At 68.6% G+C, this 25600-nt stretch carries 26 protein-coding genes; 10 read left to right on the top strand and 16 right to left on the bottom strand.

Annotated features, from left to right (window positions below; genetic code table 11):
• The 3 genes from recQ to AMYAL_RS0105090 are packed head-to-tail and all read right to left on the bottom strand — an operon-like array spanning position 1 to position 3058.
• Positions 1-1833 (bottom strand): DNA helicase RecQ, encoded by a 1833-nt coding sequence (recQ, locus tag AMYAL_RS0105100; protein WP_020630235.1) that lies wholly within the window; start codon positions 1831-1833, stop codon positions 1-3.
• A 48-nt stretch (positions 1834-1881) separates the two neighbouring features.
• A complete protein-coding gene (locus AMYAL_RS0105095; protein WP_020630234.1) occupies positions 1882-2706 on the bottom strand; it encodes an SMI1/KNR4 family protein in 825 nt (274 codons plus the stop codon).
• Between the two features lie 10 nt (positions 2707-2716).
• A complete protein-coding gene (locus AMYAL_RS0105090; protein WP_020630233.1) occupies positions 2717-3058 on the bottom strand; it encodes an ArsR/SmtB family transcription factor in 342 nt (113 codons plus the stop codon).
• A 99-nt stretch (positions 3059-3157) separates the two neighbouring features.
• On the opposite strand from AMYAL_RS0105090, the gene AMYAL_RS0105085 reads away from it, so the two are divergent.
• Together AMYAL_RS0105085 and AMYAL_RS0105080 are read left to right on the top strand one after the other, a co-directional pair.
• Positions 3158-3670 (top strand): mycothiol transferase, encoded by a 513-nt coding sequence (locus AMYAL_RS0105085; protein ID WP_020630232.1) that lies wholly within the window; start codon positions 3158-3160, stop codon positions 3668-3670.
• Between the two features lie 57 nt (positions 3671-3727).
• Entirely contained in the window at positions 3728-4264 is a 537-nt protein-coding gene (locus AMYAL_RS0105080) for a hypothetical protein (RefSeq protein ID WP_039793813.1), read from the top strand.
• Here AMYAL_RS0105080 and AMYAL_RS0105075 read toward each other — a convergent pair.
• Positions 4261-5112, bottom strand: coding sequence for a hypothetical protein (locus AMYAL_RS0105075; protein ID WP_020630230.1), 852 nt, complete (start codon positions 5110-5112; stop codon positions 4261-4263). The genes AMYAL_RS0105080 and AMYAL_RS0105075 overlap by 4 nt on opposite strands.
• 62 nt (positions 5113-5174) lie before the next feature.
• Positions 5175-6668 carry a PfkB family carbohydrate kinase gene (locus tag AMYAL_RS0105070; RefSeq protein ID WP_020630229.1) on the bottom strand — a complete coding sequence of 498 codons (1494 nt, stop codon included), beginning with the start codon at positions 6666-6668 and terminating at the stop codon, positions 5175-5177.
• A gap of 283 nt (positions 6669-6951) precedes the next feature.
• Here AMYAL_RS0105070 and AMYAL_RS0105065 point away from each other — a divergent pair, with 283 nt between their 5' ends.
• Complete coding sequence (locus AMYAL_RS0105065) at positions 6952-7902, top strand: hypothetical protein (protein ID WP_020630228.1); 951 nt, start codon at positions 6952-6954, stop codon at positions 7900-7902.
• On the opposite strand, the gene AMYAL_RS0105060 is transcribed toward AMYAL_RS0105065, so the two are convergent.
• From AMYAL_RS0105060 to pdxR, 5 genes are all read right to left on the bottom strand, one after another.
• The gene (locus AMYAL_RS0105060) at positions 7892-8518 is read right to left on the bottom strand and encodes a TetR/AcrR family transcriptional regulator (protein WP_020630227.1); all 627 of its coding nucleotides are present in this window, start codon (positions 8516-8518) and stop codon (positions 7892-7894) included. The genes AMYAL_RS0105065 and AMYAL_RS0105060 overlap by 11 nt on opposite strands.
• A gap of 93 nt (positions 8519-8611) precedes the next feature.
• Positions 8612-8920: a cupin domain-containing protein gene (locus AMYAL_RS0105055; RefSeq protein ID WP_020630226.1), complete on the bottom strand. Its 309-nt coding sequence runs from the start codon at positions 8918-8920 to the stop codon at positions 8612-8614.
• A gap of 36 nt (positions 8921-8956) precedes the next feature.
• Entirely contained in the window at positions 8957-9997 is a 1041-nt protein-coding gene (locus AMYAL_RS0105050) for a polyprenyl synthetase family protein (protein WP_020630225.1), read from the bottom strand.
• Positions 9998-10069: 72 nt separating this feature from the next.
• The gene (locus AMYAL_RS0105045) at positions 10070-10513 is read right to left on the bottom strand and encodes a single-stranded DNA-binding protein (RefSeq protein WP_020630224.1); all 444 of its coding nucleotides are present in this window, start codon (positions 10511-10513) and stop codon (positions 10070-10072) included.
• Between the two features lie 155 nt (positions 10514-10668).
• On the bottom strand, positions 10669-12096 hold the full coding sequence (gene pdxR / locus AMYAL_RS0105040; RefSeq protein WP_020630223.1) for a MocR-like pyridoxine biosynthesis transcription factor PdxR: 1428 nt from the start codon (positions 12094-12096) through the stop codon (positions 10669-10671).
• Between the two features lie 80 nt (positions 12097-12176).
• On the opposite strand from pdxR, the gene AMYAL_RS0105035 reads away from it, so the two are divergent.
• Positions 12177-13436, top strand: coding sequence for an MFS transporter (locus AMYAL_RS0105035; RefSeq protein WP_020630222.1), 1260 nt, complete (start codon positions 12177-12179; stop codon positions 13434-13436).
• Here AMYAL_RS0105035 and AMYAL_RS0105030 read toward each other — a convergent pair.
• Complete coding sequence (locus AMYAL_RS0105030) at positions 13369-13755, bottom strand: NUDIX hydrolase (protein ID WP_020630221.1); 387 nt, start codon at positions 13753-13755, stop codon at positions 13369-13371. The two genes, AMYAL_RS0105035 and AMYAL_RS0105030, sit on opposite strands and share 68 nt — an antisense overlap.
• 78 nt (positions 13756-13833) lie before the next feature.
• Here AMYAL_RS0105030 and AMYAL_RS0105025 point away from each other — a divergent pair, with 78 nt between their 5' ends.
• Positions 13834-14991, top strand: coding sequence for an epoxide hydrolase family protein (locus AMYAL_RS0105025; protein ID WP_039793811.1), 1158 nt, complete (start codon positions 13834-13836; stop codon positions 14989-14991).
• Here the strand turns inward: AMYAL_RS0105025 and AMYAL_RS0105020 are convergent.
• A complete protein-coding gene (locus tag AMYAL_RS0105020; protein WP_020630219.1) occupies positions 14984-16030 on the bottom strand; it encodes a winged helix DNA-binding domain-containing protein in 1047 nt (348 codons plus the stop codon). The genes AMYAL_RS0105025 and AMYAL_RS0105020 overlap by 8 nt on opposite strands.
• Entirely contained in the window at positions 16027-17013 is a 987-nt protein-coding gene (locus AMYAL_RS0105015) for a cation diffusion facilitator family transporter (protein ID WP_020630218.1), read from the bottom strand. The genes AMYAL_RS0105020 and AMYAL_RS0105015 overlap by 4 nt, the downstream gene beginning before the upstream one ends.
• 75 nt (positions 17014-17088) lie before the next feature.
• Here AMYAL_RS0105015 and AMYAL_RS0105010 point away from each other — a divergent pair, with 75 nt between their 5' ends.
• From AMYAL_RS0105010 to AMYAL_RS0105000, 3 genes are read left to right on the top strand one after another with little or no spacing between them, the layout of a single operon-like run.
• On the top strand, positions 17089-17460 hold the full coding sequence (locus tag AMYAL_RS0105010) for an ArsR/SmtB family transcription factor (protein ID WP_020630217.1): 372 nt from the start codon (positions 17089-17091) through the stop codon (positions 17458-17460).
• Between the two features lie 19 nt (positions 17461-17479).
• Positions 17480-17857: a DUF6153 family protein gene (locus AMYAL_RS0105005; RefSeq protein ID WP_020630216.1), complete on the top strand. Its 378-nt coding sequence runs from the start codon at positions 17480-17482 to the stop codon at positions 17855-17857.
• Between the two features lie 47 nt (positions 17858-17904).
• The gene (locus AMYAL_RS0105000) at positions 17905-18447 is read left to right on the top strand and encodes a DUF305 domain-containing protein (protein WP_020630215.1); all 543 of its coding nucleotides are present in this window, start codon (positions 17905-17907) and stop codon (positions 18445-18447) included.
• A gap of 24 nt (positions 18448-18471) precedes the next feature.
• Here AMYAL_RS0105000 and AMYAL_RS0104995 read toward each other — a convergent pair whose 3' ends face one another.
• On the bottom strand, positions 18472-18888 hold the full coding sequence (locus tag AMYAL_RS0104995) for a helix-turn-helix domain-containing protein (RefSeq protein WP_245192800.1): 417 nt from the start codon (positions 18886-18888) through the stop codon (positions 18472-18474).
• On the opposite strand from AMYAL_RS0104995, the gene AMYAL_RS0104990 reads away from it, so the two are divergent.
• Entirely contained in the window at positions 18881-19585 is a 705-nt protein-coding gene (locus AMYAL_RS0104990; RefSeq protein WP_020630213.1) for a methyltransferase domain-containing protein, read from the top strand. The two genes, AMYAL_RS0104995 and AMYAL_RS0104990, sit on opposite strands and share 8 nt — an antisense overlap.
• A 41-nt stretch (positions 19586-19626) precedes the next feature.
• Positions 19627-20829: an HNH endonuclease signature motif containing protein gene (locus AMYAL_RS0104985; protein ID WP_020630212.1), complete on the top strand. Its 1203-nt coding sequence runs from the start codon at positions 19627-19629 to the stop codon at positions 20827-20829.
• Between the two features lie 127 nt (positions 20830-20956).
• On the opposite strand, the gene AMYAL_RS0104980 is transcribed toward AMYAL_RS0104985, so the two are convergent.
• Entirely contained in the window at positions 20957-22030 is a 1074-nt protein-coding gene (locus tag AMYAL_RS0104980) for a SagB/ThcOx family dehydrogenase (RefSeq protein WP_020630211.1), read from the bottom strand.
• 257 nt (positions 22031-22287) lie between these two features.
• Positions 22288-25200 carry an AfsR/SARP family transcriptional regulator gene (locus AMYAL_RS0104970; protein ID WP_020630209.1) on the bottom strand — a complete coding sequence of 971 codons (2913 nt, stop codon included), beginning with the start codon at positions 25198-25200 and terminating at the stop codon, positions 22288-22290.
• Between the last annotated feature and the right edge of the window lie 400 nt (positions 25201-25600).

Below are 25600 nucleotides of genomic sequence, written 5' to 3'. Positions count from 1 at the left end.
CTAAGCGTCGGCGAGCGTCTCGAGGATCTGCTCGCCGTACTTCGCGAGCTTGTTCTCGCCGACGCCGCTGACCGTCCCCAGCTCCTGCAGCGTGGCGGGCCGTTTGGTGGCGATCTGGCGCAGGGTCGCGTCGTGGAAGATCACGTACGCGGGCACTCCCTGCTCCTTCGCCGCCGCGGCTCGCCACGCACGCAGCAGCTCGAACACCGGTGCCGCCTCCGCGGGCATGTCGGCGACCGCGGCCTTCTTGGCGCTGGACCGGGCCGCGGCCTTGGCCGCCCGCTCCGGCTCACGCCGCAGCTGGACCTTCCGCTGCCCGCTGAGCACCTCCGAGCTGCCTTCGGTGAGCACCAGGGATCCGTAGTCTCCCTCGACCGCGGCGAGCCCCTGCGCCAGCAGCTGCCGGACCACGCCCCGCCACTCGGGCTCCTTCAGCTCCGTGCCGATCCCGAACACCTTCAGCGAATCGTGCCCGTGCTGGGTCACCTTCGGCGTCGTCTTGCCGAGCAGGATGTCGACGATCTGACCGGCGCCGAACTTCTGCCGCCGCTCGTTCTGCAGCCGGACGATGGTGGACAGAATCTTCTGCGCCGGAACCGTGCCGTCCCAGGTCTCCGGCGGTGCCAGGCACGTGTCGCAGTTGCCGCACGGCTCGCTTTTCTGCCCGAAATAGGTCAGCACCTGCACCCGGCGGCATTCGACCGTCTCGCACAGCGCCAGCATCGCGTTGAGATGGGCGCTCAGCTGCCGCTTGTGCATGTCGGATCCCTCCGACATGTCGATCATCTTGCGCTGCTGAACGACGTCCTGAAGGCCGTACGCCAGCCACGCCGTCGACGGCAGCCCGTCGCGGCCCGCCCGGCCGGTCTCCTGGTAGTAGCCCTCGACGGACTTCGGCAGGTCCAGATGCGCGACGAACCGCACGTCCGGTTTGTCGATGCCCATGCCGAAAGCGATCGTCGCGACGACGATCAGCCCGTCCTCGCGCAGGAACCGGGACTGGTGCTTCGCGCGGGTGCGCGCGTCCAGCCCGGCGTGATAGGGCACCGCCGGAATCCCGTTCTCCACCAGGAAGTCCGCGGTCTTCTCCACCGAATTCCGCGAAAGGCAGTAGACGATCCCCGCGTCGCCCTTGTGCTCGGTGCGCAGCAGTTCCAGCAGCTGGCGCTGCGGCGAGTTCTTGCCGACGATCCGGTACTGGATGTTCGGCCGGTCGAAGCTCGCGACGAAGTGCCGCGCGTCCTCGAGGTTGAGCCGGGACGCGATCTCGGCGTGCGTCGTCTTGGTGGCTGTCGCGGTGAGCGCGATCCTCGGTACGTCCGGCCAGCGTTCGTGCACCGCGGACAGCATCAGGTAGTCGGGCCGGAAGTCGTGGCCCCACTGGGAGACGCAGTGCGCCTCGTCGATCGCGAACAGCGAGATCTTGCCACGATCGAGCAGCCGCACGGTGGACTCGACCGACAGCCGCTCCGGTGCCAGGTACAGCAGGTCCAGCTCGCCGGCGAGGAACGCGGCCTCGACCCTGTTCCGCTCGGCGTAGTCCTGGGTGGAGTTGAGGAAGCCCGCGCGCACACCGACGTTGCGCAGCGCGTCGACCTGGTCCTGCATCAACGCGATCAGCGGTGAGATCACCACGCCGACCCCCGGCCGCACCAGCGCCGGGATCTGATAGCAGAGCGACTTCCCGCCGCCGGTGGGCATGAGAACGAGCGCGTCACCGCCTGAGATGACGTGTTCGACGATCGCTTGCTGGTCGCCGCGGAAGTTGTCGTAACCGAAGACGCGGTTCAGCGTTTCGAGGGCTTCCGAGGTACCGATGTCGGGGGCTGCCACCCGGACGATTCTAGGGGCGGGGTCCGACAGTCGACGCGCCCGCGCACCTCAGCGCGGGAAATCCCAGTCCAGCGCCCGGTTTCCGCTGACGACCGGCCGGTAGCCGCCGGCCGCCGGCCCGCCGGTTTCGAGCGCTGTCGCGGTCTGCTCCAGCAGCTCGGTCAGGGTGGCGGGCAGGTGGTCGAAGGTCACCGACCCTTCGTGGTTCCATGCGCCGAGCCGCCCGGTGCCGGTGCGCTGGTCGAGGAACAGGCCGTCGCCTCCGCCGTCGATGGCGATGGGCACGAACCGCCCGTGCCACCAGTAGCCGACGTTGTCGTCCAGGCCGCTCGAAGTCAGCACTTCGCACATGACCTTCGCCTCGCGCTCCACGGTTTCCGCGGAAGCGGGGTGATCGAACGGCGGAAGTGCGAAGTTGCCGACGGCGTCCGAGACGCCGTCGTGCCGGAGAAGGGACGCGACGAGTTCGGCGGGGAAGGCGACGCCGCTCTGTCGTTGAGCCTCGGTGATCCGTTCGATCGTCGCGGGCGGGCGGAGGGTCGCCGCCGTCGTCGGTGCCTTGGCCTTGAGCCAGCGTTCGACGCGGTCCCAGGCGGCGTTCATCCGCCGGGTGGTGGCCGCGGGGACCGGTTCGAGCGTGGCAGGGCCCTGCCCGACGCGGCAGCCGCTGTCGACGCTCAACGTCGGCCGCGTCGTGGGCGCGGGGGTCGAGTAGAACGGAGTTTTCGGCGTCGTCCATGTTGGCTGCACGGCAGACAGCGACTGCGTGACTTCGGCTTCACCGCTCCGCATCGTGACCGCGAAAACGAGGCTCAGCACGATGACGACGCTCGCCACCGCGATCACCGCCGCGCGCCCCCACTGCTTGCGCATGGGGGAGAGTCTAGTCTTCGGCGGCCTTTCGCCGTTCGCGGCGGCCGCGCGCGATTTCGGTGGCGAGCGCGTCGAGCGGCCCGGCCCAGAACCGCCGGTACTGCTCCAGCCAGCCGTCGATCTCCTTGAGCGGGCCCGGATCCACCGAGTACAGCCGTCGCGCGCCCTCGGCGCGGACCGTGGTGAAGCCGTTCTCCCGCAGGACGCGCAGATGCTGGGAGACCGCGGGCTGCGAGATCCCGAATTCGGCGCGCACCACCGCGGTCACGTCGCCGGAACTCTGTTCCCCGCCCGTCAGCAGTTCCAGGATCCGGCGGCGCACCGGATCCCCCAGGACGTCGAACGCGTGCATCCGGCAACTATCACGGCCTGGGCTTATATAAGTCAAGAGTGCAAGGCAGGGGTCACCTCGCGGTGGCATCGTGGGCGGAAGACGCCGGAAGGGGAATCGATGAAACTGGCCGAGGTGCTGGCCGACGGGTTCGGCCGCGTCCAGGAGGTCGTGCACGAAGCCGTCGAGGGCCTCGACGCCGGGCAGCTGGTGGCGAGCCCGGCGCCGGGGGCGAACACGATCGCCTGGCTGGTCTGGCATCTGGCCAGGGTGCAGGACGATCACGTCGCCGACCTCATGGGCACCGAGCAGCTCTGGACGTCGCGGGGCTGGCTGGACCGGTTCGCACTGCCGTTCCCGGCGGCCGACATCGGATACGGGCACCGACCCGAGGACGTCGACGCGGTCCGGGTCGACTCCGCGGACCTGCTGACCGGGTACTTCGACGCGGTGCACGAAGCGACGGCGGCCTGGGTCGCGGGCCTCGTCGAAGCCGACCTCGACCGGATCGTCGACGACGCGTGGGATCCGCCCGTCACCCTCGGGGTCCGCCTGGTCAGCGTGCTTTCCGACGACCTCCAGCACGCCGGGCAGGCCGCGTACGTCCGGGGGCTCGTACTCCGCGATACGTAGCCGAGGTGCCGCTTCCCGACGGACGACGGGAACCCCCGCCGCCGAAACACTGGGCGTATGAGTACTTCCACAGTGCGGCGACCGCCGAGGACGCTCACCCCGCGGTGGCGGAAACTCGTCCTCGTCGTCCATGTCGTTTCGTCGCTCGGCTGGCTCGGGATCACCCTGGTGAACGCGGTCCTGACCTTCACTTCCGTGTTCACCGAAGACGCCCGGCGCCAGCACGCGGCCATCCTGATGATGGACCAGATCGGCGGCTACCTCCTGGTGCCGGTGAGCCTGACCGCCCTGATCAGCGGCGTCGTGCTCAGTCTCGGCACGAAATGGGGGCTGATCCGGTACAAATGGGTCGCGATCAAACTGGTGCTGACCCTGATCGCCACCGGGCTGACGCTGTTCTCCCTGCTGCCGGGACTCCGTGAGCTGGCGGCCGCGGCCGAGTCCACTATGGACGGTGTGCTGGTGCCGTCGGGCCGCCGCGTGGACGGGTTCTACCCGATCATCGTGTCCTCGACGATGTACCTGACCATGACCGTGCTGTCGGTGTACAAGCCGGGTGGGAAGACGGCCTACGGGCGCAGGGTGACCGCCTAGAACTCTCCGAGGGCCGTGTCGATCCGCTCCGCTTCGGCGCGCAGATCGTCCAAGACGGCCTGCGCGGCGGCGGTCTCACCGTTGGCCGTCTCTTCCTCGAGTTCGGCGTCGGCCAGTCGTCGCCGGAGGTCGTTCGCCTTCTCCGTGGCCTTTTCGGTCCGGCGTTCGGCGCGGGCGAGCTCGATCTCGGCCTGCTTGAGGGCCTTCGCGAGGTCCGCCGCCTCGCGCCGGAGCCGGTTGAACTCCGCCATCCGCTTCTGCTCGTGTTCGGCCTCTTCGCGGGCCTTGGCGATCCGCTCCTGCTCGGCCTTGTCGGCGGCCTCCCGCTTCGCCTTGCGCCGATCGTCCAAATGCGACACGGTGGCGGGCTTTTCCCGCTTCGGCTGCGGGATGAACCCGGTGGTCAGCCACTGGTCGCCCGCGCGGCCGGCGCCACTGCTCAGGCGACCCGCCAGGGCCAGCGCCGCCACCTCGGGATCCGCCACGACGGCTTCGAGGGTCGCTTCGACTTCACGGGTGACCGGCTCGCTCATGGAGTGCTCGTCCCGCAGGATCCGGTTCACCAGTTCCTGGCGCCGCCGGGTGAGTTCGCGCAGTTCCGCGCCTGCCAGCGCCGAATGCGCCCTGCGCAGATCGTCACCCAGCCTGGCCAGTTCGGCCAGCTCCGGGGAGCCTGCCCGGCGATTGAGGATCGTGGCCGCGATCGTGGGTTTCCGGAGCGCGCGGATCCGTTCGGCCAACGCCGCTTCACCCGCCGCCTTGGCCTCTTTCGCCCGCTGGTTGCGCACCGGCACGAACTCGGCCGGATCGCCGGCGTAAAGCTCGTCCGCGACCTCGTCGAAGTCCATCGTCCTCCGCAGGGTCAGTTGGCTGTCACGTCCGATGATGATCCCACGAGACCCTGGAGCTTTCACCTTTTCGGGGTGGTCCGGTCACGTTCCACCCTCGCCTTGACGACCCGCTCGACCCGGTGGACGTCCGGCATCGAATCGGCGACGCCCCCGAACGACTGCGACGCGCTCATGGCGGCGGTGGCCCATTCGAGGTCGGCGTGGTCGAACGTCCCTTTCTTCGCCAGGATGCGGTGAATCAGGGCCGCGCTGAACGCTTCGCGAGCGCCAGGGGTGTCCCGCAGCCGGGCGGGAAACCGCGCGATGTCGAGGTCGACGCGTTCCGAACGGACGATGCAGCCGAATTCCTCCGTCACGCAGACCCCGCGGACTCCCAGGTCCCGCAGGCCCGCCGCCAGCTCTTCGGTGCTCAGCTCGCCAGGGGAACCGGGGATGAGCTTCTGCAGCTCCCAGCGGGTGCCGATCAAGAAGTCGATGTCCTTGAAGTGCCCGTACAGCGCTTTCGGATCCTTGACCGGTGGTGACGGCCTGACGACGACGAGGGGTTCGTTCGCCAATTCGCTCACCGTGCGCAACGCGGCCCGTGTCGTGTCGAGTGGTTGTTCGAAGGTGATCACGACCGCGTCCGACGATTCGAGCGCACTCCGCAGTCTCGCGGTGTGGAAATCCGTGGGGACCAGCCGGACCAGCTTGTGGTTCATCCACGAGAGGTACCTTCCCCGGCCGGACGGGGTCATGAGCACCGCCGCGACCGGTGACATCGCGTCCGGCGTGACCTTGACCAGATCCGTGCCCAGCCCTTCGCGATCCATGTAGCCGGTCAGCTCCCGCCCCGGCGGGTCGTCGCCGATCGCGGTCACGAGACGCACCCGCATCCCCATCCGGGCACTCGCCACGGCGTGGATGAGGCCTTTCCCGCCCGGATGCGTCTCGTACGTTTCCAGTTCCGCCGACGCTCCGGACTCGGGGAGGTGGTCGGCGACGTAGATCTGGTCCAGTACGGCGGAACCGATCACCGTGAGTGTCGTGCCGTCGCCGCCGTCTCGGGACCTGCCCGGCCCCGCCGGGACCGGCTCCGGCCACGATTCGCGGACGCACAGTTCGGCGAGCTTCTCGATCGCGCCGGCCTCCTGTGTCGTACGCAGGCCGCGGACCGTCAGCGAAGTGTCCGGAGGTGCCGCTCCGAGCCATTCGTGGATCCGTTCCCACAGGTCCACCAGGCGCTCTCGGCGGTCGCCGACGTCGGCGGCGTAGAGCGAGGCGATCTCCTGGCAGCCGGGCAGCCGTTCCGCGAGCAGGCCGAGTGAAAGCGCCGCGTCGACGATCGCGAGTTCGGACAGCGGAAGCTGACCGGCGAGCCGCCGGATGACCGCGTCCGCCGCCTCCGGCTCCAGTCCGTCGTCGGACGTGGCCTGTTTGACGAGGGGAAGCTCGAGGAGCGCGCGCACGCCGACCTCGGTCGAACGCAGCCTGGTCGCGCTCAGCCCGGTCCGTGTCCGCAGGCGGGTCAACGCCGTCCGGACCGCGTCGGCGCTGGGGATGGGGCCACTCATGGCTTCACGGCTCCGTTCGGATCAAGGCCGTCGATGGGGACTCCCATGTCATGACGGCGCCACTACGGCACTTGACGGACGTTGTCGGCAAAGGCCAGGCGGCAAGGATCCGTTCCGGTCCGTCCAGCGTATCGGCTTCTTCGGAGACACCCGCCGGACCGGTGAATCCGGATTACCCGGAGCCGGACGGACCAGGGACAGATCGGCACTTTGGAGGTGGCGCCCTCCCGACGGCGGAACAACGATGAGCACCAGGGGGAACCATCGGCCGCTGGAGGAACGAATGTCCGTCACCGATCGTGTTCCCGTTACCCCGCAAGCGAATTTTCTGGGTTCCGGACCGTATCCGGAACACCGGTGGCGGGTCGTGCTCTGGTCCGTCCTCGCCGGTTTCGCGCTGACGGTGATCTGGTCCGCCCCCTTTGTGGACAGTGTGATCGGTGACAGCGTCGCCAACACCCTCCTGGGGCACAACGCCAAGGAGACCCCGATCGGCGGTGTGCTCGCCGGGACGCTCTTCGCGTTCGTTTCGGGGCTCGCCGGGACGTTCACCGCGTGCAACATCGCCGCCTTCGGTGCCGTCGCCCCGCTCGTCGGCGGGAAGGCCTCCGGGCGGCCGAGGTTCGCCGACACCTTGAAGCCACTGGGCTGGATCGCGGCGGGAACGCTGACGGTTTCCGTGGTGTACGGCGTCATCGTCGCGCTCGTCGGCACGCGGATGCCGCAGTTCTCGACCGCTTCCTCGCCGAGCGGGCTCACGCCGCGGAACATCCAGTCGATGATCGTCTACGGCGTGATCGGGATCGTGTTCCTCGTGCTGGGCCTGGCTTCCGTCGGTATCGTGCGCAACCCGATCGCCGGTCTGACCCGCCGCTTCCCGCCCGCGCCGCTCGTCCTGATGGGCGCGCTCATCGGCGGGTTCCTGATCGGCAGGCCTTTCCCGCTGTTCCGCATGATGTTCCGCAGCGCGGCCGAAAGCCACAACGTCTTCTACGGCGCTGCCGCGTTCGCTCTCCAGTCTGTCGGCAATATCCTGGTGATGGCGCTGTTGTTCCTGGTGCTCACCCACGGCACGGGCGGACGGCTGCAGCGGTGGATGCTCGCGAAACCCGCCAGGATCGCCGTGGTGACCGGTGCCGCGCTGCTGGTCGCCGGCACGTTCACGCTGCTGTACTGGGATCTGCGCGTTCTCGGCCGGACCGGCGTCATCTGGTACCCGACCGTCAAGTGGTGAACAGCCGCGCCAGAACCTGCCCGACCGACTCCTGAAGGCACCTTGCCGCGTCTTCCCGGCCGGCGAGGTGTTTCAGCAGGCCTTGCTGGAACAGGCCGTCGAACAGCGCGTACGTCGTCGACGGCGCGAGATCCAGCGGCTTGCCCAGCAGTTCCGCGTACCGCGCGACGACCCGCCAGATCATCAGTTCGAGGGTTTCGTCGATGGCGAGCACGTCGGCCTGGAACATCTTCTCGAACAGGCTCTGGTTGCGCAGGTCGTACCAGAGCCGATGCAGCCGGGCGTTCTCGCGCAGCGTGGCCGCCGTCGCGGCGCCGAAGGCCAGCTTCAGTTCTTCGGCCGTTTCCGCGGTCTCGACTATCCGGTCGTACCGGGTGACGCATTCGGTCTTGTACTGCTTCACACAGTAGGTGATCAGCTCGGCCTTGTTCCGGAAGTAGTAGTGCAGTACTCCGTGGGAGAACTCGGAGTTCTGCGCGATCTCCCGCAGGCTCGTGCGGGCATAGCCCAGATCGGACAACGTGACCAGCGCCGACATCGCCAGCTGCGCACGTCGCTGATCGAATCTGTCCACCTGGCGGGTTTCGTCACCGCTTCGGCCCGCCACGTCGGTCACAGTTCCCGGTTCCCGTCGCCTCGGGTGCCCGCCGACCACGGGCACGTCGTCGGATTCTAGCCCTGGGAAGGGTTTTCTTGCGCCCGACAGAATTCATTCGAGCCACTCGGTGATGAAACGGTCGCTCTCGTGGATGTGGACGGCCTCGTAGATCTCCGGGCCGATCACGGCGAACTTGTGCGCGGTGTCCGCGGGCACGACCAGGACGTCGCCCGCCCCGCCTTCGTGTTCGGCGTCCCCGACGGTGAACCTGGCCCGGCCGCGGATGATGACGAACGTCTCGCGGTACGGATGCCGGTGCAGCTTCGGTCCGGAACCGTCGACGTCGGTCCGCTCTCGGATGATCGAGACTCCGGACCCGATGTCGCGGCCTTCGACGTTTTCCAGGGTTTCGGTGGCCATTCCGCCACCTTAGCCCCGGTCAGACGCCCTGTGGGCCTATTCGCCGCGGTCGACCACGAACGCCGAAAGACCGATGAGCAGCGCCCTGGCCGGACGGTCGGGAAGGCTGAGCGCGAGGTCGCGGGCCTTGGCCGCGTATCCGTGGGCTTCGGCGAGGGCGCGGACGACACCGGCGGAGTCACGCAGGAGCCCGAGCGCCTCACGACGGAGCGCCGGATCGGAGACCGGTCCGTGGCCGATGATCTCGCGCAAGCGAGCGGCATCGGGTCCGTCGTCGTCGAGCGCGTGGAGCATCGGCAGGGTGACGATCCCTTCGCGGAGGTCCGTGCCCGCGGACTTGCCGAGATCGGCCGTGGACGCGGAGATGTCCAGGACGTCGTCGGAGATCTGGAACGCGACACCGATCAGCTCGCCGTACTGGCCCAACGTTTCGATGGTCCGCTCATCCGCCCCCGACACCTGCGCGCCGAGCCGCCCCGCCATCGCGATCAGCGACGCGGACTTGTCGGCCATCACCTGGATGTGGTGCTCGTAGGGCGCGTGCCGTCCGCAGTCTTCGAACGGCCCTGTCGTTTCCAGGAACTGCCCACGGACGAGCCTGCCGAACGTCTTCGCCTGCGAGCGCAACGCGTAGTCACCGAGCCCGGCGCCGACCCGCGCCGCGCAGGCGAGCACGTAGTCTCCGATCAAGACGGCCTTCTTGTTGCCCCACAAGGAGTTCGCGCTCGTCACTCCATGCCGCATCGGCGCCTCGTCCATGACGTCGTCGTGGTAGAGCGTCGCGACGTGGACGAGCTCGACGAGCACGGCTGCCGAAATCGCGTCGTCCCGTCCGTCGCCGAACGCCGCCGCGGCCAGCGCCATCAACGGCCGGAGCCGTTTCCCGCCCGCGCGGACGAGGTGGGTGGCGGCTTCGGTGAGATCCGGATATCCGGGGCTGCGCAACACCTCCTGAAGTCTTTCCTCGACAAGGGACAGCCCGGTGCGGAGGGCGGCGGAGAACTCCGTATGCCGCTCGTCGGCCGGGTCCAGCCCGAGTTCGGTGACGATCGTGGTCGTGTTCACGATCTCCAGCATCGGAGCCGGAGTCCCGCGCCCGCATGGCTCGGGAGGGGGAGAGCGCTCCCTCCCCGGAGGGAAACGGCCGGGTCAGAAAGGCGGCTCTGGGCTTCCCGCCGTCACCGGCGTTCGTTCCCACGCGCCGTCGGACGGGGCGCCACCCGAACTCCGGCCCGCCTTGTTCACCTTCGCCGTGGCGTAGCGCAGCGACGGGCCGATCTCGTCGACGTCGAGTTCCACCACCGTCCTTTTCTCGCCTTCCTTGGTCTCGAACGATCGTTGTTTCAGCCTGCCCTGCACGATCACCCTGGTCCCCCTGGTGAGTGATTCGGTCAGGTTCTCCGCGGCCTGCTTCCACAATGAGCAGCGCAGGAACAACGGTTCGCCGTCGCGCCATTCCCCGCTCGCGCGGTCCAGCACGCGTGGCGTCGACGCGACGGTGAAGTTCGCGACCGCCGCTCCCGACGGGGTGAACCTCAGTTCCGGGTCTGTCGTCAGGTTGCCGACCACCGTGAGCACCGTTTCTCCGGCCATGGGACTCATCTCCTCGCTTCCGCGCGCGGGCCCCGTCCGGGCCCGCTGTCGCCTGGGAAGAGGAGACCACCGGGGTACGACAATTTTCGGGGGCCCGTGGAGATCGGGCGTCATGAGTGGGCCGTTCAAGACGAAAAGTGTCCTGAACTGACCTCTCATGACCTCGCGGCGGCCGAAAAGCACTCCCCGAGCCGTGAGAGCCCTTCGCCGATCCGGTCGGAACCGATCAGCCCGTACCCGAGCACCAGCCCGTCGCGTGTTCCCCCATACGTGGAAAGGCTTTCGACGGCCACACCGACCCGCGCCGCCGCAGGGACCACACTGTCCACAGAGACCGTCGCATGTGGATCCATCAGCGCGCACAGATGAAGACCGGCACTCGAGGGGACGACTTCCAGCACGTCCCGCAGTTCGTCGCGCACGAAGGCCACGATCCGGTCCCGCCGCACCGAGTACTCACGGGTGGCCTTGCGGACGTGGCGGGCGAGCAGCCCCTCGTCGATGAAGCTCGCCAACGCCGCCTGGGTGACGAGGTCACCGTGCCAGTCCATCAGCTGCTTCGCTTGCCGCAACGCCGGGCGAAGCGATGCGGGTGCGACAAGGAAACCCAGCCGCAGCAACGGAAGCAGGGTTTTCGAGAATGACCCGACGTAGAGCACCCTGCCGTCGCGGTCCAGGCTTTGGAGCGGTTCGAGCGGCCGGTCCGAGAACCGGAACTCGCTGTCGTAGTCGTCCTCGACGATCACCGCGTCGTTCCGCTCCGCCCACGCCAGCAGCGCCGTCCTCCTGGCGAGTGACATCGGCGTGCCGAGCGGGAACTGGTGCGACGGCGTCGTGTAGATCAGGCGGGTGCCCTTGACGAGTGCGGTGACGTCAAGGCCTTCGGCGTCCACCGGCACCTTCACGATCCGGGCGCCGAGTGCGGTGAACAGGCGCTCGGCCGGGGGATAGCCGGGGTTCTCGACGGCGACGCGCGTGCCGGGTTCGATCAGGACCCGGCCGATCAGGTCGAGAGCCTGTTGCGCCCCCTGGGTGACCAGGACGTCCTCGCCGCCGGCCCGCACCGACCGGGCAGCCCCGATGTGCCGGGCGATCGCCACCCGCAGCGCCTCGAGCCCGGCCGGGTCGGCGTAACCCGACGGCGGCAGCAACGAGGGCCGCAGTGCCTGGCTGACCAGCCGTCGCCAGGTCCGCAGCGGGAACAGGGCCGGGTCCGGGACGCCGACCCGGAAGTCGAATCCGGGGGCGGACCGGTCGCCGCCGAGCGGGACCGGAAGCGAACGCCAGCGGGCGATCGGCCGCACCCCGATGCCCGATGGCGCGGCCCGCTCGGACCTCGCCACGGGATCGGCGCTGACGAACGTCCCGCGTCCGACGTGGCTTTCGAGGAAGCCCTCCGCGGTGAGCCGTTCGTAGGCGACCGCGACGGTGTTGCGCGAGACGGCGAGCTCGCGGGCCAGCTCCCTGGTCGGCGGCAAGCGCTCGCCGGAGCGCAGGCGCCCGTCGAGGATGCCTTCGCGGAGCTGGCGGTAGATCCGCGCGGCCAGGTCGGTGTGACCGTCGAGGCTGATGTGGAACGGCACGCCCCGATCCTATATTGGCCCAATCAGAATGCCGGATATTGGCGCTGGGATGTGGCCAATCCGGAGCCTAACTTGAGTCCATGGAGTCCACGAAGAGACTGGCCTTGGCCCAGCTGATCAGCTCCGTCGGCGACGGCGCCTACTACGTCAGCTCGGCTCTGTACTTCACGCTGATCGTCGGGCTTTCGCCGGCGCAGGTCGGCCTCGGTCTCACCGTGGGCTGGGCGGTCGGCTCGGTGGCCGGAGTCGCGCTGGGGCATCTGGCGGACCGTCGCGGGCCGAAGGGAACGGCCCTCCTCCTGGGGCTCGGCACGGCCGCGTCGGTCACGGCGTTCCTCTTCGTCGGCTCGGTCTTCGCGTTCGTGATCGCGGCCTGCGTCTACGCCTGCTTCCAATGCGGTCTCGGCGCGGCGAGGCAGGCGTTGCTCGCCGGTCTGGTCGATCCCGCCGGGCGCACGACGTTCCGGGCCCGGTTGCAGGCGATGTCCAACGCGGGGATCGCGATCGGCGCGGCACTCGGCGGGATCGCACTGGCACTCGGGACGCGAGAAGCCTTCCTGACCGTCTTCGTCATCGACGCGCTGACCTTCGTCGCCGCGGTTGTCGTCCTCCGCAAGGTGCCCTCGGTGGCGCCGGTGCCGGTGAGGACCGGCGAGCCGTCCGTGGCCGTGCTCCGCGACCGCCCGTACGCGCTGCTGGCGCTGCTCAACATGATCATGTTGCTGTACATGCCGCTGTTCAGCCTGGTCCTGCCGCTGTGGATCTCGACGAGGACCGCGGCTCCCGGCTGGCTGGTTTCGGCGATGCTGGTGCTCAACACGGCGAGCGTGGTGGTCTTCCAGGTGCGGGTGGCGCGCGGCGTGACCGGTCTGCGCAGCGCCTCGCGCTACGCCCGGTACGCGGGCTTGCTGCTCTTCTTCTCGTGCCTGATCTTTTCGTTCTCCGCCATGAGCAGTTCCGCGTGGACGGCGGCGCTGGTCCTGCTCGCGGGGGCCGCGTTGCAGGTGGTGGGGGAGATGGCGCAGGCGGCGGGCTCGTGGGAGATCGGTTTCGGGCTCGCTCCCGAGGGCAAACAGGGCCAGTACCAAGGACTGTTCGGTGCCGGGACGGCCGTCGCCCGCATGCTCGGCCCGGTACTGCTGACCGGTCTGATCCTGGTGGGCGGAGCGGCGGGCTGGGTCGTGCTGGGCGGGCTGTTCCTGCTGGCGGGCGCGCTCACCGCGCCCGCGGTTCGCTGGGCGGAGCGGACCAGGTCACCGCGACGTCCCGGAATCAGAGTGCTTCGCGGAAGTGATCGGCCAGCGCGAGTCCCGCGGCCTCTTCCTTCGTGTACCAGGTGAAGGCGTCGTGTTCCTCGGGATCGAGCACGACTTCGCCTGGTTCCTTCTCGGTGAGCGCGTACACCGTGGCGTGGATCCGCATCGGCCTGCCCTCGACGTCGTCCCAGCTGCGATTGCCGCGTTCGCCGGTGACGCGGACGGTCAGCCCGGTCTCCTCGGCGAACTCGCGGACCACGGTCTCGGCGGGCTCTTCACCCGGTTCGACGGTCCCGCCCGGCAGTTCCCAGTGGCCGCCGAGGAAGGACCCCGGCCGTCGCCGGATGAACAGGATCTTCCCGTCGCGGATGAGCCTGCCGTAGGCCAAGTACTTGTCCGTCACCAGCGCATCTTCTCGTACGCGGGAACCCCTTCCGATTGAGGACCGAAACTGTCCGCAATGCCTCGTAACGTGGGCGTCATGGAAAACACCGAGATCCGCCCCTTCCGCCTCGACGTCCCCCAGGAGCAGCTGGACGACTTGCACGCGAAGCTCGACAGCGCGCGCTGGCCGGCTCCGCTTCCCGGAGACGGCTGGGACACCGGAGTGCCGGTGGGATGGCTGCGCGGACTCGCCGAATACTGGCGCGACGGCTACGACTGGCGTGCGGCCGAACGCGAGATCAACCGTTTCCCGCAGTTCACCACCGAGATCGACGGGCAGAACATCCATTTCCTGCACGTCCGCTCGCCCGAAGCCGACGCGACGCCGCTGATCCTCACGCACGGCTGGCCGGGTTCGGTGGTGGAGTTCCTGGACGTCATCGGTCCGCTCACCGACCCGAAGGCGCACGGTGGCGATTCCGCGGACGCGTTCCACCTCGTGATCCCGTCGCTGCCCGGCTTCGGTTTCTCGGGTCCCGTCTCGGAATCCGGCTGGACCATGCCGAGGATCGGCCGCGCCTGGGCGGAACTGATGCGACGGCTCGGCTACGAGCGCTACGGCGTCCAGGGCGGCGACCTCGGCGCTTCCGTGTCGCCGGAGGTGGCCCGGTCCGCGCCGGACAAGGTGATCGGCGTGCACGTCAACGGCGGCCTGACGCCGATGCCCCCGATGTCGCTGCCGGAGGAGGAACTCGCGTCGCTCACCGACCTCGAACGCGATCGGATCCAGCGGATCGGCGCTTTCATGCGGGAGGAGTTCGGGTACATCGCGATCCAGTCGACGCGGCCGCAGACCCTCGGTTACGGGCTCGTGGACTCCCCGGTCGCGCAGCTGGCCTGGATCATGGACAAGTTCCGCGAGTGGACGCATCCGCGCCCGACACTGCCCGAGGAGATCATCGGCAGGGACCGGTTGCTGACCAACGTCATGTTCACCTGGCTCACCGGTACGGCGGCTTCGTCCGCGTACGTCGGCTACGCGCAGGCGGCAACCTGGGGAGCGGTGGAGAAGAACTCCGGAGTGCCGACAGCGGCGCTGATCTTCGCGCACGACGTCGGGATCCGGCGGTACTCGGAGGAAGCGCACACGATCGTGCGGTGGACCGACGTCGATCGCGGTGGTCACTTCGCGGCGATGGAAGAGCCCGAGATCCTCGTCGCGGACGTGCGGGAGTTCTTCCGGTCCCTCAAATGACGAGGACGGCCGCTTCCCCGAGGAAGCGGCCGTAATCGTCCACTTCGGACTTCAGCCCGGTGATGGCGGACCGCGAAAGCGCGGCGAAGGGCTCGACGACGACCTTCGTCTGCTTCGCGGTTCGCTTCGTGTGCCACGTTCCGGCGATCCTGCCGTCGACCAGCACGGTGGGCGCGATCATCCCGCCGCCGGAGTTGACGCGTTTCACCTCGGCCGGATCCAGGAGCAGATCGCGGTCGCGGTAGCCCAGCAGATAGGTGTCGAAGGCGCCGAGTAGCCGCGGCGGACACGGGGGAGCGGCCAGATCGGTCTCCGAGAGCGCGAAGCCGCCTTCGGTCTGCACGAGGTCCAACGCGTCGAAAGCCTTGCGGCACAGTCCGAGCGGGAACCCGGACCAGGCTCCGAAGTCTTCGGTCGTCGCGATGCCGTACGCGGTCAGGTAGCGACGGGCGAGCTCGGTCTGCGGTTCGTCCGGCGTGTGGTCTTCGGTGACCCACTCGTCGAGGAGGACGTACGTCGGCTCCGTTCCGTCGTCCTGGCCTCGGCAGAGCAGGCCGCGGTTGGCCGCGTACGCCAAAAGATGGGCCGGCGCCTGGGACTTCGCGTCGAGCGCGATGCCTTCGGCGGCCAAGCCGTCGACGATCTCGTGCCGGGTGAGCGCCTTGCCCGGCAAGAGGCCCTGGAGGTGGTTCAGCGCGCGCTCGCAGAGTTCGTCGGTGAGGTCGAGCTGCCTGCGGCGTCCCTGCCCCGCCTGGGCATTGCGCGGCCCGAACAGCCGGTTCAGCCAGCGGAGATCCGCCGTCGGCACCAGGTGGAGCGTCTTGCGCATCAGCCAGGTGCGTGTCACCGCGCGGGACGCGTCGACGTCTGGCGCGGTCAGTCCCCGGCTGCGGGCCCGGATCGCGAGCCTGGCGGCGGGACTCGACTGAGCCTGGATCGCGGCGATGGACCGAGCCACGGAGAGCACGTCCGCGGCCGGGGCGCCGAGCAGTTGCGCGCGGGCGCGGACTGCGCGGACGTCGTTGTCGGACAGCGTCATCCGGTGACGATCTCATGAGCGTGCGCCGGTTCGGTGTGCACGACCGCTTCCGCGAGCCGCGGCAGGACCTCGCGCAGCCGCCGCTCGACACGATGGGCGAGGTGATGCGCCTCGGTGACGGTCAGCCCGGACTCGACCGACACGGCGAGTTCCGCGCGCAGGCTGTGGCCGATCCAGCGCATCCGCAGGTCGCGTGTGCCGAGCACGCCGGGGACCTCGGCGGCCGCGCGTTCGGCGCGATCGACGTCGGCCGGGTCGACGGCGTCCATCAGGCGGCGGAAGACCTCCTTGGCGGCGTCGCGCAGGACGAACAGGATCGCGACCGTGATGGCGAGGCCGATGATCGGGTCGGCGAGGGGGAAGCCGAGCGCGACGCCGCCAGCGCCGAGCACGACGGCGAGCGACGTGAAGCCGTCCGTGCGCGCGTGCAACCCGTCCGCCACCAGCGCGGCGGACCCGATCTCGCGGCCGACGGTGATCCGGTACCTGGCCACGAGTTCGTTGCCAGCGAAGCCGATGACACCCGCCGCCGCGACCACCCACAGATGCCGGACCGGACGCGGATCGAGGAGCCGCTCGACCGACTCGTACCCGGCGAGGAAGGCCGAGGCGGCGATGAGCAGCACGACGAGCACTCCGGCGAGGTCCTCGGCGCGCCCGAGCCCGTAGGTGTAGCGGCGGGTGGCGGCGCGACGGCCGAGCAGGAAAGCGATGCCGAGCGGGACCGCGGTCAGCGCGTCCGCGAAGTTGTGGATCGTGTCGCCGAGCAAGGCCACCGAACCGGTGACCAGCACGAGCGCGAGCTGGGCGACGGCGGTGACGAACAGTGCGGCGAACGACCAGATCAGCGTCCGGACGCCGCGTTTGCTGGTCTCCAGCGCGGTGTCGACGCGGTCGGCGCTGTCGTGGCTGTGCGGCGTCAGAAGGTGGCGGAGGCGGCTCTTCCTCGGCTGGTGGCCATGACTGTGTCCGTGCCCGGTCATTTCCCGCCTCACTCTCATGTTATCTGCGCAGTCATGCAGATACGCAGATAGAAGGGTAGCGGGTATCCTCCCGGCATGCACGAGTCGGTTCCGGATTTCGAGATGCCCACCGAGGAACAGGTCCACCTGGCCGCGGAGACGTTCCGGCTGCTCGCGGATCCGACCCGGATCAAGGTCCTCTGGGCGCTCCTGCAGGGCGAGTCCTCGGTCGCCTGCCTCGCGGAACTGGCGGGCGCGGCGCCGACGGCGGTCAGTCAGCACCTCGCGAAACTGCGGCTCGCGGGACTGGTCAAGGGCCGTCGCGAAGGGACTTTCGTCTACTACTCGGCGGCCAACGACCACGTCCGCGGCCTGCTCGCGCAGGCGTTGTTCCACGCCGACCACATCGATCGCGACATCCCCGCACTGCATTCGACGGCGAAGCCCCATCGACCGGCGGCGCGCTGAATCCGGCTACGGTGAAGGGGTGACCCAGTCCTCGTACCCGGCCGCCCTGCGGTGGCTGTTGTTGTGCGTGGTGGCGCTGGGGCTGGTCGGCATGCATCACGTCATCGCCGGATCCGGCCACGGCGCGGGGCACGAGACCGCCGCTGTCGCGATGGCGGATCCGTGCTGTGCGGACACTCCTTCGCACGACGACGGCGGACACAGTGGACTGCATCTGTGTCTCGCGGTGCTCGCCGCGGCCGTGCTGCTGATCGTCACCTGGCTGCTGGTCCGAATTGGACGGGCAGTGGGGACGTGGACGGCGTGGCAGGGCGGCGGTTCGGCGTCGGGCCGTGATCCGCCGCGCTGGAGACCGGTTCCGGAGCGATTGTCCTTCCTCTGCGTGTTGCGGGTGTGACAGGCGAGCACGTCTCGCCCTGCCCGAAACCGACTTGAGGAAGATTCATGACCAGCAGGAAACTGGTCAGGGTGGCGCTCGCCGCCCTGGCCTCCTTCGCCGTGCTCACCGGCTGCGCGAGCTCCGACACCGCTTCCGGCGGGCACGACCAGGCCGACGTCACGTTCGCACAAGGGATGATCCCGCACCACGAACAGGCGCTCGCGATGGCGAAACTCGTCGACGGCCGCACCCGCAACGCGAAGGTCGTCGATCTCGCGGCGCGGATCCGGCAGGCACAGGATCCGGAGATCCGGCAGCTGACCGGATTGCTGAAGGGCTGGGGAGTGGCGCCGTCGGGTGAGCACTCCGCGCACGGCTCGATGTCCGGCATGATGACCGAGGACGAGCTCGCGAAACTCGGTCAAGCCAAGGATGCCGCGTTCGACAGGCAGTGGCTCGAAATGATGGTCAAGCACCACGAGGGCGCGCTCGCGATGGCGAGGACCGCGCTGCAGCAGGGCCGCAACGCCGAGGTGAAAGCCTTGGCGCAGAAGGTGATCGACGGCCAGCAGGCCGAGATCGCCGAGATGCGCGCGTTGCTCGGCTGAGCAGGACGGTGGCGCGGGCCGGGCTCAACCGGCCCGCGCCACCGCCGCGCGGAAGTGCGCGCACTGGGTGAAGTCGTCGTGCTCGCACCCGAGAGCGCAGTCGACGATCGCGAGCGAGGCCTGCGCGGCCGCGATACGCCGCGTGAGTTCTTCCTTGTGGCGCCTGAGAACCGCCTCTCGTTCTCCGGGCTTCTGAAACATCTCGCGGATGCCGTCGAGGCTGAGACCTGCCTCCTTCGCGCGCAGGATGACCGAGACGCGGTACAGATCAGCGTCGTCGTACCGCCTCCGGTCGCCTGACCGCGCCGGCTTGAGGAGGCCGACGGATTCCCAATGGCGCAGGACGTGCGTGGCCAGGCCGAAGCGCTCCGCGACCTCGCCGACGCTCAAGGTGCTTGACTTCATGTCGTCATTAAGTCGGACGATCACCGGTATGTCCATGTTGCAGCGGCTCGACGCCGCCGATGCCCTGCCGGGCGCCGCCGAACTGCGGGCCCGGACCTACGAACTGCTCCGGCTCGAACCCGGTGCCGCGGTGATCGACGTCGGCTGCGGCGCCGGGCTGGCCGTGTCCGAACTGTCGTCGCTGGGATTCCGCGCGGTCGGTGTCGACCTCTCGTCCGAGATGGTCGACGAGGCCCGGCGACGTTCGCCTGAGGCGGACTTCCGGGCCGGGGACGCTTACGCGCTGCCGGTGGACGGCGGGTTCGCGGGATACCGGGCGGACAAAGTGTTCCACGAGCTGGCGGAACCGGAGCTCGCTCTCGCGGAAGCGCGGCGGGTGCTGATCCCTGGCGGGAGGATCGTGTTGTCCGGGCCCGACTGGGAGGGGCTGATGATCGATTCCTCTTATCCGGCGCTGACACGGGAGATCGTGCGCGCCCGCGCCTCGGTGATCGCCGCGCCCCGGATCGCGCGCGGTTTCCAGCGACTGCTTGCGGGGAAAGGGTTTCGTGAGTTCTCGGTGGAGGTGATCGTCGGGTTCCTCGGCGGCGAATCGTTCGCGCGGGGGTTGGCGGAGGTGGCTGTGCGGATGGGGGCGGTTTCCTTTGAGGAGGGGGAGATTTGGCTGTCGGAGCAGGTTGGGAACGGCGGCCGGATCGCGGTGCCGCAGTTCTTGGCGTCAGGGGTGAGTTGAGCGACCGGGAATTGTCGGTGGGTGGTTGTACGGTTCTTGTCGTGGACACCGATAGAGCCTTTTTGGCTTCATACAAGGACCCTGACACTCTGAACGCCGAGGAGTGTGTCGCTGTGGCGCAGGCCGCGTCGGCGGATATCGCGCGGTTGGAGGCGGTGCGGTTCCGTGCGATCGCGCGGCTGTCGTGTCATCGTGATGGTGCGTCGAGCGTGGTGCAGGAGGTGGCGTTGGCATTGTCCGTTGTGGACGGTCATGCGGGCGCGCTGGTCTCCACGGCACGGGCGTTGACCACCCGCTTGCCCTGCACCCTCGGTTTGATGGACCGCGGATTGTTGAGTGGAGCGGGGGCGGCGAAGGTCGCTGCCGCGACCGCATGGTTGTCGAAGGAGAACGCGCTCGCCGTGGACGCGTTGCTGGAGGATCGGTTGGCGGGGAAGAACACCGAGCAGATCCGCAAAGCCGCGAGCCGCGCGGCGAACACGGCGGATCGGGAGGGTGCTGCCCGGCGTGCCAAGCATTTTCGCGATGGTCGTCGGTTGACGGTGCGTCATGGTGGGGCGGGGGTGGCGTCGCTGGAGGTGGAGGACGGTCCGGTGGAGAAGGTGGCCGCGGCCTACACCCGGATCGACAGGGAAGCGCGGGCGCTCCGGGCGGATGGTGAGACCCGCAGCCTCGACCAGCTCCGTGCCGATGTTGCTCTCGATCTCCTGCTCGGTGGGAAGGGCGGGAAGACGGAACGGTCGGAGGTGTTCCTGTATATGGACTTGAACACCTATCTCGGTCTCAATGAGGATCCCGCGGATCTGGCCGGGCACGGTCCCCTCCCGGCTCCGCTGGCGCGGGAGATCGCCTCAGGTGCGGACACGGTGTTGCGGCGGATCATCACGGACCCGTTGTCGGGGCAGGTGCTGGATCTGGGGCGGGAGCGGTATCGGCCGACGGCGGGCGTGGGTGAGTTCGTGCGGGTGCGGGACCGTGAGTGCCGAAGACCCGGCTGCCACCGGGTTGCCCAGGCCTGCGATCTCGATCATTCCGTGCCGTGGCAATTCGGTGGCCATACGAGCGTCACCGATCTGGTTGATCTGTGCCGCCGCGACCATCGGCTCAAGGACGAACCCGGCTGGACCTACACGCTCGCCCCTGATGGCACTCTCACCATCACCACCCCGACAGGGCAGACCTACGACAGCTCACCGCCGCCGCTGCACGAACCCCGCCCGACAGACGAGCCACCACCGTTCTGACCCCGTCGCCGGAAAACGGCCACGCCCCGATCTGCCCCCAAGACCGCCCAGGCAGCCGTTGCCGGAAAACGGCGACAAGCCACGACAGCCCCGTCGGACCCACCAAAGGCAACCCGGCCGAAAGTCATCACAGGCGAGTGCCGAGCACCGACATCCCGAGCACCAGTTCGTTCGCCGGATCGCAGCCGAGGAGGTCCTCGACCAGTTCGTCGCGAAGCGCCGCGGTGAAGGTGACGTTCAGCCCGAGTGCCGTCGCCAGCAGGTAGACGGTCTGGCTGAGGTGCCCGACGTCCATCAGCAGCACGCGATACGTCCGGCTCACCGGGTACTTCCACTGGTTCCGCTCGATGACGCTGGTGTAGATCAGCAGCGCGCCGGCGTTCCCGGTCCAACGCTGGTCGCCGGCGAGCGCGATCAGTTCGTCGTCGTCGATTTTGCCGTCCAGCGGCGTGAGGCCGTGCCGGAACCCGTCGTAGCGGTAGATCCCGCGATCCAGGCCCTCGACGTTCCTCGCGTAGACGTACACGTCCGTCGGATGCCTCGCCCCACCTGACGGGCTCGTCTTGAAGACGTTCCCGGTGGCGGGGATGTCGGAGTGCGTTTCCGGCCTCGTCGGCCGGGCAGCGGTGAGAAGTGCGCTCAAGTCACGCAGCAGCATGGGTTCTTCGCCGAACTCGCGGGTGCTTCGGCGCTTGTTCAGCGCGTCGCCGAGCCCGATCGCGTTCAGCGGTTCCGGTGACGGTTCGGGCAGCGCTATCGCGTCGTACTCGCCCGAAGGCCTCACCGGAGAAGGCGGAGGGCTGGCCTTCGCCTTCTCCAGCAGGGAGTTCGCCGTTGTTTCGCTGGCCGTGAACTCGGTCTCACGCAAGGATCGGGTGCCGAAGTGAAACGCCCGCGCGGACGTTCCCCAAGGACCCCAATCCCGAAGGATCTCTTCTTCCCGTTGTTGCCGGGAAGAACCTTTGATCACCAGCACGTCGTACCGGATCATCGCTCGCGCGATACGGACGAGTCTTTCCCCTGTCTCGGGGTTCTCGTCCGCTTCACGGACCGATTCCGGTTCGCGCCAAGAACTGAACCATCGCAGGACGCGTTCTGTTCCTTCGGCGAGTTTGAGCTGGCGATGTCCGAGGTGATCGTCCCAGATGACGTCGCCCTCGGACCAATAGAGCGTTCCGCAAGTGGAAACCCTTACCAGCATCGAAAGTCTTGCGCCCCAGTCCCCAGTAATACTTTCCGAATACTTCAGGTTATTCAGCGTCGCGGACGGAAAGGAGGCCCGCCGTTCGGCGGCGGCTCGAACCCGCCCCAGGTGCTCTGTGCCTTGTACTCAGCTTCAAGCTCGTACAAGAACTCGTCGTCGTCATCATCGTGCATGTCGCCGATCCTCTCCGTGAGCGGTTACTCCGGTCAAGCGAATATACCTACACCAACAGAGTACCGTAGAGGAACGACGAATTACGCCGAGTAATCGTTCAGATGCTGTTTGAGTTCACGGGCCTCGGGGGATTCCAAAATGCCGAGATCGGTGTATAAGCGCAATGCGAACCGGCGATGACGTTCCGCATTCAGCTGCTCACCGAGAATGTCGAACGCGGCCGCCATCTCCTTGTGGGCGATGGGCAGCATGCTGCGATTACCGGTCGATTCGAGCACTTCCACCGCGGTGGTGAACTGGGCGACCGCGAGTGCGCCATCGCCGAGGGCACGCGAATTGATACCGAGAGCAAGAAAGCATTCCGCCTCGAGATCGGGTGATTCGTTCTCGTGGGCCAGTCTCAGCGCTTGGTCGAGTTCCTCGGCGGCTTCGGAATATCGGCTGTTCTCGGTGTGGATCAGCCCGATCCGATGCCTGGCGCGGGCCTCGATCAGCACGCTGCCGTGGGCGTGGGCGGTCTCGCGGACCCACCCGAGGTGCTCGATCGCCTGGTCGGACTCGCCCTTGAGCCAGTGGGTGACGCCCGAATTGCCCCTGGCCCGGCACTGCATCCGGACGTCGCCGGTGGTCGAGGCCAGTTCGAACACTTCGTTGAACAGCCGGTTCGCCTCGGTGAACTCGTTGAGCCGCCACAGGGTCAGCGCGTACATGTGCAGGGCCTGGTACTCGAGGACCACGTTCCCGGTGACCCGCGCGGCGGACAGGGCGAGGGTCTCCAGTTCCCTGGCCTGGCGGTAGTAGCCGCGGTTGTCGAAGTAGCGCCAGACCGCCGAACAGAAGAGCACGAGGTCCGAGTACCGCTGATGGTTGTTCATCGCGACGGCCACCGGCAGGACGTTCTGCCATTGAGCGTCCATCCAGTGCGCGGCCTGGTCGTAGTCGGCGAACGACTGCCCGAACTCGCTCTTCGGCACTTCGAGGCCGCCCGGTTCGTCTTCGGAGTCCGGATCGATGAACTCCATCGCGGCCGCGACGGTGCTGCGGTAGTAGTCGAACAGCCGCCGCATCATCGCCTCGCGCAGGTGTTCCGGCTCCTCCGCGAGCAGAAGTTCGCGGCCGTAGCTGCGGAGGAGGTCGTGCATCTCGTACCGGTCCATCGACGGCTGCCGCAGGAGATTCACGTCGACGAGACGTTCGGCGAGGCGGCGGGCCTCGCCGAGATCCACTTCGGCCAAGGCCGCCGTCGAGTGGAGGTCGAACGCGGCGCCGGGATGGTGGCTCAACCGGCGGAACACCCGGCGCTCGGCCTCGGTCAAGTTCAGATAGGACAGTCGGAAAGCGCCTGCGACGTCGCGTTCCCCCGCGGTGAGTTCGCCGAACCGGTTCCGCTCGTCGCGCAACTGCCTGGCGACGAAGTCGAGCGTCCACGACGCCCGCGCCCGCAACCGGCTCGCCGTGACCGCCAGCGCGAGCGGGAGGTCGCCGCACAGGCTCGCAACCTGGTCGGCCGCGTCGGGGGATTCCCGCTTCAGCCGGGAGGGGCCGACGATCCGGCCGAGCAGGTCCACCGCGTCCGCCCGGCTGAACGGTTCCAGGGAGAGCAGTTCGGCGCCGTCGAGGTCCACGAGCCGGGTCCGGCTGGTGATCAGCACGCAGCAGCTCGCCGAACCGGGCAGCAGCGGGTTCACCTGAGCCGCCCCGATGGCGTTGTCCAGCACCACGAGCACGCGTTTGCCGGCGAGGCAACTGCGGAACAAAGCGGCACGCTGGTCGGTACCGGCGGGGATGTCCGAACCCTGGATGCCGAGCGACCGCAACAGCGCCTCGAGCGCGGACCCCGGATCGACCGGGTCGCCCGCCGGCGAGAACCCTTCGAGGTTCACGAAGAGCTGCCCGTCGGGGAACAGCGGGGCGAGCCGGTGCGCGGAGTGGACGGCCAGTGCTGTCTTGCCGACCCCTGGCATCCCGTCGATCGCGATCAGCCGCGGCCCCGTCGACGAGTCGTCTTGGCCGATTTCGAGGACGGTCCGCAGTTCGGCGGCGCGGCCACCGAACGCGGGGAGGTCCGCGGGAAGCTGCGCGGGGCGGGGGAAGAGCGCCTTCTGCGCGTCGGCGTCCTCGCGCCGTCCGCCGGTGTCCATTCCGGCCCGGAGCCCGCCGACGCCGTACCGGACGAGGGCACCGTCCTCCATCAGTTCGGTGTCGGTGCGCAGGATCTGCTGGTGGAGCGCGCTCAGCTCGGCACTCGGGTCGACACCGAGCTCGTCGGCGAGCGCGATCCTGGTCCGGTCGAAGGCCCGGAGCGCGTCGGCGCCGCGGCCCGCCCGGTAGAGCGCCAGCATGGTGAGGACCTGCAGGGTCTCGCGGGTGGGATGCCAGGCGGCCAGGTCGAAGGCTTCGCGGGCGGCCGCTTCGGTCTCGCCGAGCCGGAGCCGGGCGCCGATCAGGAGCTCGCTGGCGGCGAGGCGTTCTTCGTCGAGCCTTCGCGCCGTCTGCTCGATGGCGTCGCCTTCGAGGCCGTCGAAGGCCGGTCCGCGCCAGAGCGCGAGTGCTTCCGCGAGCTTCGCGGCCGCCTGGGAGATCAGCCCGGCCGCCAGGAACTCGGCGCCCTGGTTGTAGTCCGCCTCGAAACGGACCGAGTCGACCGAGGCGCTGCTGGTGACGACGCGGTACGCGGAGCCGGTGGTGACCACGGCGGACCGTGCCACGCCGAGGTCGTGCCGCAGCCGCGCGATCGCGTTGCTGACCTGGCGGACCGCGGTCTTCGGCGGGTTCTCCGGCCACATCGTGCCGATCAGGTACGACGCCGGGACCAGCCTGCCCGCGTTGATCAGCAGGGCGGCGAGGAGACGCTGTTCACGACGTCCGCCCAAACGGACGGGGACACCGTCGACCTCGGCTTCGAGCGGGCCGAGGACGGAGAAGCTGAGTTGGGAGGGCTGAGCGGCGGTTCGGGCAGATCCCGCCGAATCGGGTAACCGATCAGCGGTCATATGCGACTATGTCGTCCGAGACCGTGAGCGTGCTCACGCACTACCTCCAGTCCGTTCGGCAGCTGACCGGCACCCTAGCCCACCGTCGCGGCCTCCAGCCAGATCAGCGCGGGGGTACGCCTACGGCATTCGGCCTAACGGGCACGCTGGTGCCTGCTTCGAAACCGGTCTGATTCTACGCCCGGCCGTCCCTGAGCTGCGCGGATACCCGACGGTGGCGAGCCGATGTAATTCCGATGCAGGGCCTTGGAAAGCTGAAGACATCAGCTGCGGGTCGGCGCGACGGGGCAGCGCGCCGAACCGTGTGTAGGGGCTCCGCGGCGGTTGGCCTTCGTACTGGGGGTGGCCAACCGCCCTGGTAGCCCTTTCTTTCGTCACAGCTTGCTCCCAGCAAGACGCG

Origin of the sequence: Amycolatopsis alba DSM 44262 (genome assembly GCF_000384215.1) — a bacterium.
In the GTDB taxonomy this organism is placed as follows: Bacteria; Actinomycetota; Actinomycetes; order Mycobacteriales; family Pseudonocardiaceae; genus Amycolatopsis; species Amycolatopsis alba.
The sequence above is the reverse complement of the archived record's forward strand: the minus strand, read 5'-3'. Positions and strand labels throughout refer to the sequence as shown.